Origin of the sequence: Stenotrophomonas sp. RS-48, from assembly GCF_030053245.1 — a bacterium.
Classification (GTDB): Bacteria; Pseudomonadota; Gammaproteobacteria; order Xanthomonadales; family Xanthomonadaceae; genus Stenotrophomonas; species Stenotrophomonas maltophilia_P.
This window is the reverse complement of sequence record NZ_JASGBV010000032.1, coordinates 47,292-60,321: the sequence shown is the minus strand read 5'-3', so window position 1 is coordinate 60,321 and position 13,030 is coordinate 47,292. Positions and strand designations below refer to the sequence as shown.

13 protein-coding genes are annotated in these 13,030 nt (G+C 66.9%); 9 read left to right on the top strand and 4 right to left on the bottom strand.

Annotation, left to right across the window (positions count from 1 at the left end; translation table 11 throughout):
• On the top strand, window positions 1-1,278 hold a 1,278-nt coding region (locus tag QMZ25_RS07485; protein ID WP_283219385.1), incomplete at its 5' end, for a TonB-dependent receptor.
• Window positions 1,279-1,444: 166 nt separating this feature from the next.
• On the top strand, window positions 1,445-1,654 hold the full coding sequence (locus QMZ25_RS07480) for a hypothetical protein (RefSeq protein ID WP_074899728.1): 210 nt from the start codon (window positions 1,445-1,447) through the stop codon (window positions 1,652-1,654).
• A 68-nt stretch (window positions 1,655-1,722) separates the two neighbouring features.
• On the opposite strand, the gene QMZ25_RS07475 is transcribed toward QMZ25_RS07480, so the two are convergent.
• The gene (locus tag QMZ25_RS07475) at window positions 1,723-2,844 is read right to left on the bottom strand and encodes an HDOD domain-containing protein (RefSeq protein ID WP_053519181.1); all 1,122 of its coding nucleotides are present in this window, start codon (window positions 2,842-2,844) and stop codon (window positions 1,723-1,725) included.
• Window positions 2,845-2,995: 151 nt separating this feature from the next.
• Complete coding sequence (gene ppa / locus QMZ25_RS07470) at window positions 2,996-3,535, bottom strand: inorganic diphosphatase (RefSeq protein WP_283219384.1); 540 nt, start codon at window positions 3,533-3,535, stop codon at window positions 2,996-2,998.
• Between the two features lie 187 nt (window positions 3,536-3,722).
• On the opposite strand from ppa, the gene QMZ25_RS07465 reads away from it, so the two are divergent.
• From QMZ25_RS07465 to QMZ25_RS07445, 5 genes are all read left to right on the top strand, one after another.
• Window positions 3,723-4,223 (top strand): hypothetical protein, encoded by a 501-nt coding sequence (locus QMZ25_RS07465; RefSeq protein WP_283219383.1) that lies wholly within the window; start codon window positions 3,723-3,725, stop codon window positions 4,221-4,223.
• The gene (locus QMZ25_RS07460) at window positions 4,223-4,699 is read left to right on the top strand and encodes a hypothetical protein (protein ID WP_180875874.1); all 477 of its coding nucleotides are present in this window, start codon (window positions 4,223-4,225) and stop codon (window positions 4,697-4,699) included. The genes QMZ25_RS07465 and QMZ25_RS07460 overlap by 1 nt, the downstream gene beginning before the upstream one ends.
• A 79-nt stretch (window positions 4,700-4,778) precedes the next feature.
• Window positions 4,779-5,285, top strand: a complete 507-nt coding sequence (locus QMZ25_RS07455; RefSeq protein ID WP_053519189.1) for an RNA polymerase sigma factor — start codon at window positions 4,779-4,781, stop codon at window positions 5,283-5,285.
• 105 nt (window positions 5,286-5,390) lie between these two features.
• Complete coding sequence (locus QMZ25_RS07450; protein ID WP_283219382.1) at window positions 5,391-6,329, top strand: FecR domain-containing protein; 939 nt, start codon at window positions 5,391-5,393, stop codon at window positions 6,327-6,329.
• A gap of 169 nt (window positions 6,330-6,498) precedes the next feature.
• A complete protein-coding gene (locus tag QMZ25_RS07445; RefSeq protein ID WP_283219381.1) occupies window positions 6,499-9,414 on the top strand; it encodes a TonB-dependent receptor in 2,916 nt (971 codons plus the stop codon).
• 71 nt (window positions 9,415-9,485) lie between these two features.
• Here QMZ25_RS07445 and QMZ25_RS07440 read toward each other — a convergent pair whose 3' ends face one another.
• Window positions 9,486-9,743: a DUF2789 domain-containing protein gene (locus tag QMZ25_RS07440; RefSeq protein WP_053519195.1), complete on the bottom strand. Its 258-nt coding sequence runs from the start codon at window positions 9,741-9,743 to the stop codon at window positions 9,486-9,488.
• A 107-nt stretch (window positions 9,744-9,850) separates the two neighbouring features.
• Here QMZ25_RS07440 and QMZ25_RS07435 point away from each other — a divergent pair, with 107 nt between their 5' ends.
• Entirely contained in the window at window positions 9,851-10,438 is a 588-nt protein-coding gene (locus QMZ25_RS07435; protein ID WP_065175093.1) for a biliverdin-producing heme oxygenase, read from the top strand.
• A gap of 31 nt (window positions 10,439-10,469) precedes the next feature.
• Window positions 10,470-10,901, top strand: coding sequence for a YbaN family protein (locus tag QMZ25_RS07430; RefSeq protein WP_345782729.1), 432 nt, complete (start codon window positions 10,470-10,472; stop codon window positions 10,899-10,901).
• A gap of 49 nt (window positions 10,902-10,950) precedes the next feature.
• On the opposite strand, the gene QMZ25_RS07425 is transcribed toward QMZ25_RS07430, so the two are convergent.
• Complete coding sequence (locus QMZ25_RS07425) at window positions 10,951-12,978, bottom strand: sodium-translocating pyrophosphatase (protein WP_065175091.1); 2,028 nt, start codon at window positions 12,976-12,978, stop codon at window positions 10,951-10,953.
• Window positions 12,979-13,030 lie beyond the last annotated feature (52 nt).

The window sequence follows — 13,030 nt, the reverse complement described above, 5'->3', positions numbered from 1 at the left end:
CGCAAGGAAGAAGGCCGCTTCTCGCCGGACGCCTTCGCACAGTCGGGCCAGTCCACCGGCCTGGGCGCGCAGACCACCCAGGGTGAGTACTCGCTGGACGAGGTCTACCTGGAACTGAACGTGCCGGTCCTGGCGGACATGCCGTTTGCCAAGGAACTGACCCTGAATGCTGCGACCCGTTACTCGGATTACAGCAACTTCGGCGACACCCTGAACTCGAAGTTCGGCTTCACCTGGCGTCCGCTGGACGAGCTGCTGGTTCGTGGTACCTGGGCTGAGGGCTTCCGTGCTCCGACCATCGACAACCTGTACGGTGGCCTGAGCAGCAGCTTCGAGTCGTACACCGATCCGTGCGGCATCACCGCGCCGGGTTCGGTCAACGGCAACGCGGCCTGCTCGGCGGCGGGCGTCCCGGTCGGTTACACCCAGCTGGGCCAGGGCCTGATTCCGTGCACCTCGACCCCGTGTGCGACGCCGGACCAGTTCATCTCGGGTGCCAACCCGAACCTGACCCCGGAAACCTCCAAGAGCACCACCGTTGGCCTGGTCTGGAGCCCGCGCTGGGTGCAGGGCCTGGACATCTCGCTGGACTGGTACAAGTACGAAATCAGCGACATGATCATCGCTGACAGCGTCGACCGCATCCTGCGTGACTGCTACGTGCTGGGCGATGCTTCGCGTTGCGCCGCGCACACCCGTGCAGGCGATGGCCACATCAACGGCATGACCTACGGCCTGGCCAACCTCGGCCAGATGGAAACCCAGGGCTACGACCTGGGCATCAAGTACCGCCTGCCGGAGCTGGCCATCGGCCAGTTCGCGATCGACTGGCAGACGAGCTACCTGGCCAAGTACGACGAGCAGGGCCAGAACGCTGACGGTGACAACATCACCATCGGCCGTGTCGGTGAGCCGGGCCTGTTCCGCGTGCGTTCGAACCTGGGCCTGACCTGGTCGAAGGGTGACTTCGGCGTGGCGTACACCGCACGTTACTACTCGGGCATGAACGAAGCCTGCGTGGCCAACCGTCCGTGCGACGACGCCGACCGCTACCAGAACGGTGAGAAGTCGCCGCTGCGCAAGACCGGCTCCAACACCTTCCACGACCTGCAGGTCAGCTGGAAGGCACCGTGGGATGCCACCATCGCGCTGGGCGCCAACAACGTGTTCGACCACAAGGGTCCGATCATGTTCACCCAGCCGAACTCGAGCTTCGCCTACTACGGCGGCTTCGACGTGGGTCGCTTCCTGTACATGAAGTACACCCAGCGCTTCTGATCCATCGAAGTGCGATAGCAGAACGAGGAGGGCGGACCGCAAGGTCCGCCCTTTTCATTTCTGTAAGGGAATTCTGATCAGGTCGGGAAAGTGAGTGCGGTCACTGTCTGCTCTTGTCGCATTCAGCACAGTAGGTGCGTCCAATACCGGACACTGGGAGATGGATATGAAGCGCACGCTTTTCCGCCAGGTATCGGCCGCCGTCCTGATCTACGCAACGCTGGTGGGCTCGCTGTCCGCACAGAACATCATCGTCTGCGGCGGCGGTGTGTACTGCGAGGAACTCCGGCTGGAGTGCCTGGCCAAGGGCAACGCTCCGGCCCTGTGCGAGCGCCAATGGCGTCTGTGCGTGCTGGACGCCTGTCCGCAGCGCTGAGGCAGGAAAAAGGGCGCGTCCGTTGGACGCGCCCTCATTCGAGGTGGAGGCAGTCGGCCGCGTGCCGCTCAGGCGTCAGTGGGTGTCAGCCCCATCAGTGCATTGGCATGCTCACGCCACTGCGGCAGTCGATTGAGCACGCCCGCGCGCTGCAGGTAGTCCTCGTCAACGGGATCGCCGTTGACCAGCGCCAGCGCCACGTGCACCGCGCCGGTCACCCAGAAACTGCGGGTCGTGGCGCGTTGCGGCTGCAGGTGGAACGCCACCGCTTCGATGATCGGCATCGGCAGGCCCCACAGCCCCAGCAGGTAGGCGCCGGCTTCGGCGTGCCCGGGACGGAGGTCGCCGGCCAGCGCAGGCTCGCTGCGCTCGTTGCGGACGCCCGGCAGCAGCAGGCCGATGTCAGCCAGCAGCGCCGCGGTGGCACCCAGTTCCGCACTGGAATCGGGCAGCAGGCGGGCGGCCAGGCGCGAGGCGAGCAGGGCGCGCTGCTGCAGCGAGTTGCGTTCGGCCGCAGACAGCGTCGGTGCCGAGAACACCTCGCTTGCCAGGACCAGGTCGCGCAGGGTGGACAGGCCCAGTCGGGTGACCGCCGTGCGCAGATCGGCGATGGTGCGGCCCTGGCTGAAGAAGGCCGAGTTGGACAGCTGCAGGACTTTCGCGGCGATGGCAGGATCGGCGGCGACCAGTTTGGCCACGTCGGCGCTGTCGGTATCGTCATCGTGTTCCAGGGCCTGGGTCAGGCTCAGGTACAGGTGTGGCGGCGAAGGCAGCTTCTCGATGCGGCCGATGGCATCACGCAGGCGCGGGCTGTCCAGCACCTCGCGCAGCTCTTCCAGGCTGGTCAAGGCCTCCAGCAGCACCTCCGGCGCCAGTGGCAGCGGCAGGAAGCGGTGGGCAACGCCAATCAGGCGCGCCGGTGGTGGCCGGTTGCCGTGCTGGGCATCGACCAGGGCGATACGGATGGTTTCCGGGCGCAGTGTCCGGATCTGCCCCAGCAAGGTGGTGGCATTGAGGTCCGGCAGCTGCGGGCAGACGATCACCGCGTCCACGCCCTGCGTCGCCACTGCCGTCATCGCGGTGTGGCCGTCGGCGGCGGTCAACGGCTGCCAGTCTTCCCCAAGATCGGCAATGAATTCGGTCAGCTCGGCCGGCAGGCTGGCTGCATCTCCAACAAGCAGAATACGCACGACACAATCCCCTGGCTGTCTCGACGCTGGATGTCGACGACGTGTGAAGTGACGCAATTTACCTAATACAGCACCCGGAGTGCTGTGCCGTGGTGTTGAAACGTGACCCGCATCGCTCCGGCAGGACACACCGGAGCGACGCGGTTCAGGATCAGGCCTTGCTGCCGTCCAGGTAGCGCGCGTGCGCTTCGACCAGGATCTGCTTGGCTTCCGCCGCACCGCCCCAGCCGTCGAGCTTGACCCACTTGCCCTTTTCCAGGTCCTTGTAGTGCTCGAAGAAGTGGCCGATGCGCTCCAGCCAGTGGCTGGAGACCTGCTCGATGTCCTCCACGTGGGCATAGCCGCTGAAGATCTTGGCGACCGGCACGGCCAGGATCTTCTCGTCGCTGCCAGCCTCATCGCTCATCTTCAGCACGCCGACCGGGCGGCAGCGCACCACCGAGCCCGGCACCAGCGGCAGCGGCAGCACCACCAGCACGTCGGCCGGATCGCCGTCGCCGCACAGGGTGCTGGGCACGTAGCCGTAGTTGCACGGGTAGCGCATCGGGGTCGACAGGATGCGGTCGACGAAGATCGCGCCGGTTTCCTTGTCCACTTCGTACTTCACCGGCTCCGAGTCCTTCGGGATCTCGATGATGACGTTGATTTCTTCCGGCGGGTTCTTGCCGGGCGAGACGAGTTCCAGACCCATGGTCGTGCTCCAGGTGGGGATGTAGGCGGATAGCCCTCCATTTTATGCCTTTGCAGGCCGCTGTGCAGGTGGGGCGACCCCTACAGGCCGCTGCGCAGGTGGACGACCTGCGGCGCCCGCCTTGCCCGATGGGCCCGGAAGGCCGGCCGGCGCAGGCTGCTGGCTCGTTCCCTGGGAGATATCCGCCATGTCCTGGACAACCCGCTGCTGCGGCACGTTCCTGTTGTTCGCAACCCTGCCGGCGCTGGCACACGCCAGCCATGTCGACCTTGTCGACTACCCCTCGCCCCAAGCCAATCGGGACCGCTTCCACCGGTTGCAGGCGTCGCTGGTGCGCGAGTTCGACGGCATCTGCGCCGACACCTTCTGCGAAGGTGAGTACAGCAACTACCGGGTACTGACGTTCCGCTGCGCCGTTCAGGCCGACGCCGATACCGTACGCCACTGCGCCTGGGGCATCGTGGCCAGCGAGCTGCAGGTCGAACCGGTCCGCGGCGAAGTGCAGGTGGACAATGCGCGCTGGATCTGCCCCGTCACCCTTGGGGAGGGGATTCCGGTGGAGGTGTTCCACGCGACGCTGGAGCAGGAGGAGGGCGCGTTCGAGCCCTTCCCCGGCACCGATGTGACGGTCTTCGACACACTGCCGACCTGCCTGGGGCGGCCGGGCAATGCCGGGAGGGCCGCCTGATGCGCGCGCTGAAGAGGGTTGTTCTTGCAGGCCTGATGGGGCTGGCCGGCGCGGCGCACGCTGCGCCGGCCTATGTGGATGCACGCCTGTTCCCCAGCCAGGCGGCTGGGTGGCAACGCTTCCTGGCGGTCGAACGGTCGCTGCGGCAGAGCTTTGACCACGTCTGCGGTGACACCTTCTGCGAAGGCGAATACAGCAATCTGCTGCCGATGCGGTTGCGCTGCTCGGTGCATGCGGCGAGCGGCGCCATCCAGAGCTGCATCTGGACCTTCGCCGGCAGCGCCACCACGGTGGCTGATGATGGACGGATCGATGTCGACCTGCGCAGTTTCGCCTGTCCACTGCCCGTGGCGACGGGAACACGGCTTGAGGACTTCCTCCGTGCGCTGGAGCAGGCCGCGCCCGTCCGTGCGATCCATGTCACGCCGCCAGGCAGCCGCATTTCGATTCACGAGGGGCTGATCGGTTGCCTGTGATTCTCTCAAATGAGAACGTGACTGATTCGCATTGACGGTGTAGCATGCGCGGCGCCCTCCCGTCGTACCGGCTCCGCGCATGCCATCCAATGCCGCCACCCTCACCGAACTGCTGATCCGAGAGCGGCCGGCGCTGCTGCGCCGGGTGCAGCGCATCCTGGGGGGCGACCCGGGTGCGGAGGACGTGATCCAGGCTGTCTGGTTCAAGGCCCGCGGGGTGGGCAACGCCCCGTTGATCGACAATCCCAGGGCCTATCTGTACCGCCTGGCAGCCAACCTGGCGACCGATCATGGACGCGAGTCGACGCGCCGCAACCGCCTGTTGGCCGATCACTACCTGTGGGGACCGGACGAGGCTACGTCTACGTCCACCGAAGAGCAGGTGATGGCGCAGGATGAGCTGCAGCGTGTCCTCGATGCGGCCAGCCACCTGCCGGAGCCGACCCGCGCCATCTTCCGCCTCAATCGGCTGCAGGGCCTGACCCAGGCCGAGATCGCGCGTCGCCTTGGCGTGTCGGTCACCACCGTGGAGAACCACATCCGCGCCGCGTTGCAGCGCCTGGCCTGGGCCCGCAGCGGCCGCTGAGCGGACGCGCTTGGGGATGGGCCTGGTTCAAACGTCTTGATGGCTGGACTGTACCTGCGGTCCAGTTCCCTCTCCCCGCGCGTGAATATTCCTGTCCGCCAGCCAATGAGCCCGCCGAACACTTCTTCTCCCGCCGCCTGCGAAGACGTCGTGGCCGAACAGGCCATGCGCTGGATCGCGTGGCTGGCATCGGGCGACATCACCGATGCTGGCATGTGCGAATTCGAAGAGTGGCTGGCGCAACCGGGCCATCGCCACGCCTTCGAGCAGCAGCGCACGCTGTGGCGCAGCCTCGGCCCTCGACCGGCTGTCGCGTCTGCGGTGCGGCGCCGGCGTCAGCGGCTGCGCTGGATGACGGCTGCCGCTGCCGCCCTGGCGATGCTGATGGTCTGGCCCGAGGCGTCCCTGCGCCTGCAGGCGGACCACCGCAGCCGCCAGAGCGTCCAGCATGTGCAGTTGCCCGACGGCAGCCGTGCGGTGCTCGACGCGGACAGCGCGATCGCCGTGCACTTCGATGCGGGCACTCGGCGGGTCGATCTGCTGCGTGGCCGCGCCTGGTTCGAGGTGGTCGCCGATCCGCAGCGGCGCTTCAGCGTGGCCGCAGGCAACGGCGTGGTTGAAGACATCTCCACGGCATTCTCCGTGTCGCGGGTCGAGGAAGCGGTTGAAACCCAGGTAGGGCAGGGCAGGGTGCGCGTGGCCGCCCCGGCCGACAGTGGCTGGACCTATCTGCAGGCGGGGCAGCGTGCGCAGTACGGTTCCGCGTCCGGCGTCGTCCGCCTGAGCGATGTCGCTGCCGACAGCGTGGGTGCGTGGCGCCAGGGCGAACTGCTGCTTGAGCAGGCCAATGTTGCCGATGCAGTGCATCTGCTTGGTCGTTATCGTGCCGGTCCGACCTTCGTGCAGGGCGACCTTTCGACCTTGCCGGCCGTGAGCGCCGCACTGCGTATCGATCGCCCCGAGCAAGCCCTGGATGCACTCGCGGAGACGACGGGGCTGAGGATCACCCGCCTGCCGATGGGTGTGGTCATCGTTCACAGATGACGCCACGTCACGCGTGGAGACGCGATTTTCAGTGATCCCCCTTGGGGCTGTGGCGCTGCCGTTCGTCTTACTCCACGAACGTACCCGCAGCCGCCACGTACGTCGCCGTGTCCACGCGTGCCGTGGATGACGCCGCGCCTGCGGCTCCGCTCTCCTGACAGGTTTCTCCATGTTCGATTCCCCACGTCCGGGCCGCACTCCGCGCCCGTCCCGCCTGTGTGTCGCACTGCTCGCCGCCGGTATTGCCGGCGCAGTACCGCCCGCGCTGGCCCAGGACACTGCCAACCCGCAGGCAGCCGCGCAGCGCTTCGACATTCCCGCGCAGCCGCTCGACAGCGCGTTGCGCAGCTACATGCGGCAGTCCGGCGTACAGGTGGTCTATCCGGCTGCGTTGGCCAGCGGCGTCACGTCGCAGGCGGTCAGCGGCCCGCTCACCGCAGACGAGGCGCTGGCGCGGCTGCTGCAGGGCAGTGGCATGGGCGTGCGCCGTGTCGGCGACGGTGCAGTGACACTGGCAGCGGCCGGCGCCCTGCAGGCGCAATCGCCGACCATCACCGGCCCGCTGCGTGTGGCCGGCGATCGCGTCGCTGAAGGCATCGGCAGCGACGAGGCGCGCCTGCTCGACACCTATCGCAGCGTCGGCTCGACCACCACGCTGGATCGCACAACGCTGGAGCGCTTCCGTGGCACATCCAGCGGCGACATCGTCAAGGGCGTGGCCGGGGTCACCGCCGGTGATCCGCGCGTGGGCAACGGTTTCGACGTGAACATCCGCGGCATCCAGGGCCAGAGCCGCGTGCCCGTCATCATCGATGGCGGGCAGTCCAGCATGGACACCTACCGAGGCTACGCCGGCCAGTCACAGCGCAGCTATCTTGATCCGGACCTGATCTCACGCCTGACCATCACCAAGGGCCCCAGCCTGCAGGCCAACGCGTCCGGCGGCATCGGCGGCGTGGTGGAGATGGAGACGCTGAACGTGGGTGACATCCTGCGCGAGGGCCGCGACGTCGGCGTCCGCGTGCGCGCTGGGTTGGCCAACGCCAGCGCCAACAGCGTGCCGGCTTACAGCGCCGTGCCCCGGACGGACCGCAGCGCCACCGGAAGCCAGTTCTTCAACGTTGCCGCCGCCGGGCAGTGGGACCGCTTCGATCTGGTCGCGGCGTACGCCCGCCGCGACAACGGCAACTACTTCTCCGGCAGGCACGGATACGATGACTTTCCGCAGACACGGCGCACGCTGGCACCGTTGAATCCGCCGCGCACCGAAGTGTTCAACACCTCCTCGCGCTCGACGTCGGCCCTGCTCAAGGGCACCTGGCGCATCGACGATGCGCAGACCCTCGAAGCTGGCTATCGCCGCTATGAGGGCCGCGCCGGCGAGATCATGGCCTCGCAGATCATCCGCGTTGAGCGGGATCGCATCCCACAGTGGGATTCCGGCCACGTCGACATGGACAGCTACAGCCTGCGCTATCGCTTCGATCCAGACAGCGAACGGATCGATCTGCGCGTCAACGCCTGGTACACCGATGCTGACAGCGTGATGTACAACAGCCTGACCGGCATCACGCCGTGGTACTTCGACCGCCGTACCGAGTGGTACGACGCGCCGAGTTTCAGCGGCGATCCGGGCTACAAGGATGCCTACCGCAATCCGCTGCGACAGAAGCGCTTAGGCCTGGATGCCAGCAACACCTCGATCTTCGACACCCGTGCAGGCGTGTTCACCCTCGACTACGGCCTGTCCTACAGCAACGAGGACATCGCACCGGGCAGCTCCGCACCGATCAAGCAGGATGATCTGGTCAACAACCGTTTCCTGCGCAACGCTGAGCGCAAGGAGTACAGCGCCGTGGCGTCGCTGAAGTGGCAGCCCGACGAACACTGGGAGTTGATGGCCGGCGGCCGCTGGAACCGGGTGGACGTGCATGACCGCAATCGTCTGGCCACACCCGATGCCTATGAAGTGCAGGGACAGTACCGCTACACCGAGCTGCTGGATGGCAACCCGGCACTGCCCTCCTGGCGCGCCAAGCGCATCGCGCTGCTGAACTGGTATCCGGACGCCGAGGGTGCGTTCACCCAGGCCTCGCTGCTGGCCTCGCCGTATAAGAAAGGCACGGTGGCTGACATCGGTGGCTGGAACTTCTACGACGCTGATGCACCGGAAGACCTGGAGGTGCCGGTCAGCTGGACCTGGTCGCAGCCGATCCGTCGCCGCGACAGTGCCTTCTCACCCACCGCCAGCGTGGCCTATCGCTTCAGCGAGGACACGATGGTCTACGTGAAGTACGCCGAGGGCACCAAGCTTCCGAGCCTGTTCGAGACGACACTGGGCCTGTTCACCGCCGCCAGACCCGTCGGAGAGCTGAAGCCGGAGCGCGCGCGCAGTTGGGAAATCGGTGCCAGCACCGTCCACCATGACCTGTTCACCGCCGATGATCGCCTCGCGCTGAAGCTGGCGTACTTCGATACGCGCATCGATGACCTGATCACGCGTGACTACCGCACGCTGTCGGCCGGCCTGATCCGCAACGTCGACCAGTTCAAGGTCTCAGGCATGGAGTTCCAGTCCAGCTATGACAGCGGCAAGGTATTTGCCGACCTGTCCGCGCATTACTACTTCAAGGCCAAGACCTGCGCCCCGGACATCGCCGCCGAGCGCCGGGCGTACGGTGCACAGCGCAACAATGATGAACTGGCCAGTACGCCCAACTGCGTGGACGGTGGCTTCGAGGGTTCCTACACCAATACGCAGAACCCGCCGCGCTACATGGTGAACCTGACGGCTGGATCGCGCCTGTTCGACGAGCGCCTGACCTTCGGCACCCGGGTGATCCACAACGCCGGCCCGATCAGCAGACTGGACAAGGACTGGAATGTCGGCCTTTCGGCGATCCAGCAGCTGTACCGGCCCACCACCCTGGTGGATCTGTTCGCCAGCTGGCGCTTCAGCGACCAGCTGTCGGTGGAGGCGAATGTGGACAACGTGACGGATCGTTACTATCTCGATCCGCTCGCCCTGGGCGTGATGCCCGCCCCGGGCCGTACCGCGCGCCTTGCGTTCACCTGGAGATACTGAGCGTAGCCTGTGGGCGTCCTGCAGCGGCCGGTGCGAACCGGCCACTGCACCGCCTTGCCGCGACCGCGGGCTTACAGCCCGGTCGCTGCCTTCACCGCATCTTCGTGCAGCGACTCGTTCAGTTCATCGACCACCGTGCTCCAGGCCGCATCGGCCTGCAGCGATTCGGCCAGGAACTGCCGCTGGCCATCGTTCCAGTAGGGCGCGTCGGCCACCGCCACGCCGGTAGCCAGCTGGTGGTCGCGGATGAAGCGGGCGATGCCCTCGGCGCTGGCATCCAGGCCCAGCTGCAGGAACAGGTTGGTCATGCGCGGTTCGGTGGTGATCATCATCGGTTCCCGGCGGGAAAGAGGGAGGGGCATTATCGACGCAAGCGGGGTTGGGGAAAGCCCTGCGCCACACGTCTACAGCAGGACCTCTCTCCCAGGTACCCTCCATGAACGCACACATCGCTCCTGAAGACAGCCGCAGCCTGCGCCTCAAGGCCGCCACACGCGACAGCCACGGCGCACTGGACAAGCGCATCATGGCCGGTGACATCTTTGCCGATCTCGGCAGCTTCGCCCGCTTCCTGCGCGTGCAGTACCGCTTCCACCGCAGCATCGACCGGCTGTACGCCAGCCCGGCGCTGGACGCATTGCTGCCGGGGCTGGCCGGGCGTCGGCGTCTGCAGCAGGTGGCAGCTGATCTGCACGACCTGGGGCAGGATCTCCCTGGCGCGGACATGGCGCCGTTGGCAGGTGACCTGCCGTTGCCGGTGGCGCTGGGGTGGCTGTACGTGGCCGAAGGCTCCAACCTGGGGGGCACGGTGCTGTACAAGATGGCCGCGCGGCTTGGCCTGGACCAAGGGTTCGGTGCCCGCCACCTGGCTGCGCACCCGGATGGCGCGGCCCGCCACTGGCGGGAATTCACCGCCGCGTTGGATGCGGTGCCCCTGAGCGCCGCGCAGGAACAGCAGGTGATCGATGCCGCCGATGCCGCGTTCCGTAGCGTGCATGGCCACGTTGAAATCGAGTTCGGCTGATGCCCGGGCTCTGCCTGCGGGCGATGCGCTGATGCGCTGGCTGTGGTTCGCGCTGGGCTGGATGATGGTCGGGCTGGGGGTGATCGGCGCGTTGCTGCCGGTGATGCCCACCACCATCTTCCTGATCCTGGCGCTGGGCTGCTTCGCGCGCAGTTCGCCACGGTTCGAGCAACGGCTGCTGGCACATCCTCGCTACGGCCCGCCGCTGCGACTGTGGCGGGAACAGGGCGCGGTGTCGCGCCGGGGCAAGGCATTGGCCAGCGCTGGCATGGCGGCGGGGTTCGCCTTGTTCTGCTGGGGCGCGCACCCTTCCTGGCGGCTGCTGCTGGGCGTGGGCCTGTTCTTCGCGGTCAGCGCCGGCTATGTGCTCAGCCGGCCGGCGCCACGGTTGGAGCCGCCCCAGAGTGTCGAACGTGGCGATGTCGGCGATCCGCGCCGCTGTGGGCGTCGCTGGAATCGCTGAGTCCGCGTGAGGGGGTGGAGCCGGGCCCACGCCCGGCTCCACCGATCCGCTACAGCAGCGGCACCAGCAGCAGCGCCACGATGTTGATGATCTTGATCAGCGGATTGATCGCCGGCCCGGCCGTGTCCTTGTACGGGTCGCCGACCGTGTCGCCGGTCACCGCGGCCTTGTGCGCTTCGCTGCCCTTGCCGCCGAAGTGGCCATCCTCGATGTACTTCTTGGCGTTGTCCCAGGCACCGCCGCCGGTCGTCATCGAAATCGCCACGAACAGGCCGGTGACGATCGTTCCGATCAGCAGGCCCCCCAGCGCGCGTGGGCCCAGCAGCAGGCCGACCACCACCGGCACCACCACCGGCAGCAGCGAGGGCAGGATCATCTCGCGGATCGCAGAACGGGTCAGCATGTCCACGGCCTTGTCGTACTGCGGCTTGCCGGTGCCCTGCATGATGCCGGGGATGTCGCGGAACTGCCGGCGCACTTCCTCCACCACCGCGCCTGCGGCCCGACCCACCGCCTCCATGGCCATCGCGCCGAACAGGTACGGAATCAGGCCGCCGATCAGCAGGCCGATGATCACCGTGTGGTCACTGAGGTCGAAGCGGAACTCCTGCCCGGGGTTCGCCGCCTGCAGGTTGTGCGTGTAGTCGGCGAACAGCACCAGCGCCGCCAGCGCCGCCGAGCCGATCGCATAGCCCTTGGTCACGGCCTTGGTGGTGTTGCCCACCGCGTCAAGCGGATCGGTGATGTCCCGGATCTCCGAGGGCAGTTCAGCCATCTCCGCGATGCCGCCCGCGTTGTCGGTGATCGGTCCGTAGGCGTCGAGGGCCACGATCATGCCGGCCATCGACAGCATGGCAGTAGCGGCGATGGCGATGCCGTACAGGCCGCCCAGCGCGTAGGCGCCCCAGATCGCGGCACAGACCGCCACCACCGGCAGCGCGGTGGACTTCATCGAGATGCCGAGGCCGGCGATGATGTTGGTGCCATGTCCGGTGGTCGACGCCTGGGCGACGTGCTGCACCGGCTTGTACTGGGTACCGGTGTAGTACTCGGTGATCCAGACGATCAGGCCGGTCAGGACCAGGCCGATGAGGGCGCAGCCATACAGCGCCAATGGACCGTGCACGTTGTCGGACATCAGCCCCGTGGTGATCGGGTAGAAGGCGATCGCCGCCAGAACACCCGACACGATCACGCCCTTGTACAGGGCCCCCATGATCGAGCCACCGGGCTTCACCTTGACGAACAGCGCGCCGATGATCGATGCGATGATCGACACGCCTCCCAGCACCAGCGGATACAGCACGGCGTTGGCGCCGGCTTCGGCGAGCATCAGGCTGCCCAGCAGCATGGTTGCGATCACCGTGACCGCGTAGGTTTCGAACAGATCGGCGGCCATGCCGGCGCAGTCACCGACGTTGTCGCCGACGTTGTCGGCGATCACCGCCGGGTTGCGCGGATCGTCTTCGGGAATGCCGGCTTCGACCTTGCCGACCAGGTCGGCGCCGACGTCGGCGCCCTTGGTGAAGATGCCGCCGCCCAGGCGCGCGAAGATCGAGATCAGGGAAGAGCCGAAGGCCAGGCCGACCAGCGCATGCAGCGCCTGGTCCATCTGCAGCCCGAGCCGCAGCAGCAGGGCGTAATAGCCGGCCACGCCCAGCAGGCCCAGGCCGACCACCAGCATGCCGGTGATCGCACCGCCACGGAACGCTACGTCCATCGCGGCGCTGATGCCGTTGCGTGCGGCTTCAGCGGTCCGCACGTTGGCGCGCACCGACACGTTCATGCCGATGTAGCCGGCAACGCCGGACAGCACCGCACCCACCGCGAAGCCGACAGCGGTGTACCAGCTCAGGAACACGCCTACGAGCACGAACAACACCGCGCCAGCGATGCCGATGGTCAGGTACTGGCGGTTCAGATAGGCGCGTGCGCCCTCCTGGATCGCGGTGGCGATCGCGACCATGCGCTCATTGCCGGTGGGTTGGCGCAGGATCCAGCGCGCCGAGACGATTCCGAACAGGATCGCGAGAATGGCGCAGCCCAGCGCCAATGACAGCCCGTGACGTTCCAGCATTAGACCCCTCCGCAGAATGGATGATGAGCATCCAGTGGCGATGAACTTCACC

Excerpts from the sequence above, each read along its gene's own strand:
- QMZ25_RS07480 (WP_074899728.1), top strand. The coding sequence starts at position 1,445 with ATGAAGCGCACGCTTTTCCGCCAGGTATCGGCCGCCGTCCTGATCTAC.
- ppa (WP_283219384.1), bottom strand. The coding sequence starts at position 3,535 with ATGGGTCTGGAACTCGTCTCGCCCGGCAAGAACCCGCCGGAAGAAATC.
- QMZ25_RS07465 (WP_283219383.1), top strand. The coding sequence starts at position 3,723 with ATGTCCTGGACAACCCGCTGCTGCGGCACGTTCCTGTTGTTCGCAACC.
- QMZ25_RS07460 (WP_180875874.1), top strand. The coding sequence starts at position 4,223 with ATGCGCGCGCTGAAGAGGGTTGTTCTTGCAGGCCTGATGGGGCTGGCC.
- QMZ25_RS07455 (WP_053519189.1), top strand. The coding sequence starts at position 4,779 with ATGCCATCCAATGCCGCCACCCTCACCGAACTGCTGATCCGAGAGCGG.
- QMZ25_RS07450 (WP_283219382.1), top strand. The coding sequence starts at position 5,391 with ATGAGCCCGCCGAACACTTCTTCTCCCGCCGCCTGCGAAGACGTCGTG.
- QMZ25_RS07445 (WP_283219381.1), top strand. The coding sequence starts at position 6,499 with ATGTTCGATTCCCCACGTCCGGGCCGCACTCCGCGCCCGTCCCGCCTG.
- QMZ25_RS07440 (WP_053519195.1), bottom strand. The coding sequence starts at position 9,743 with ATGATCACCACCGAACCGCGCATGACCAACCTGTTCCTGCAGCTGGGC.
- QMZ25_RS07435 (WP_065175093.1), top strand. The coding sequence starts at position 9,851 with ATGAACGCACACATCGCTCCTGAAGACAGCCGCAGCCTGCGCCTCAAG.
- QMZ25_RS07430 (WP_345782729.1), top strand. The coding sequence starts at position 10,470 with ATGCGCTGGCTGTGGTTCGCGCTGGGCTGGATGATGGTCGGGCTGGGG.
- QMZ25_RS07425 (WP_065175091.1), bottom strand. The coding sequence starts at position 12,978 with ATGCTGGAACGTCACGGGCTGTCATTGGCGCTGGGCTGCGCCATTCTC.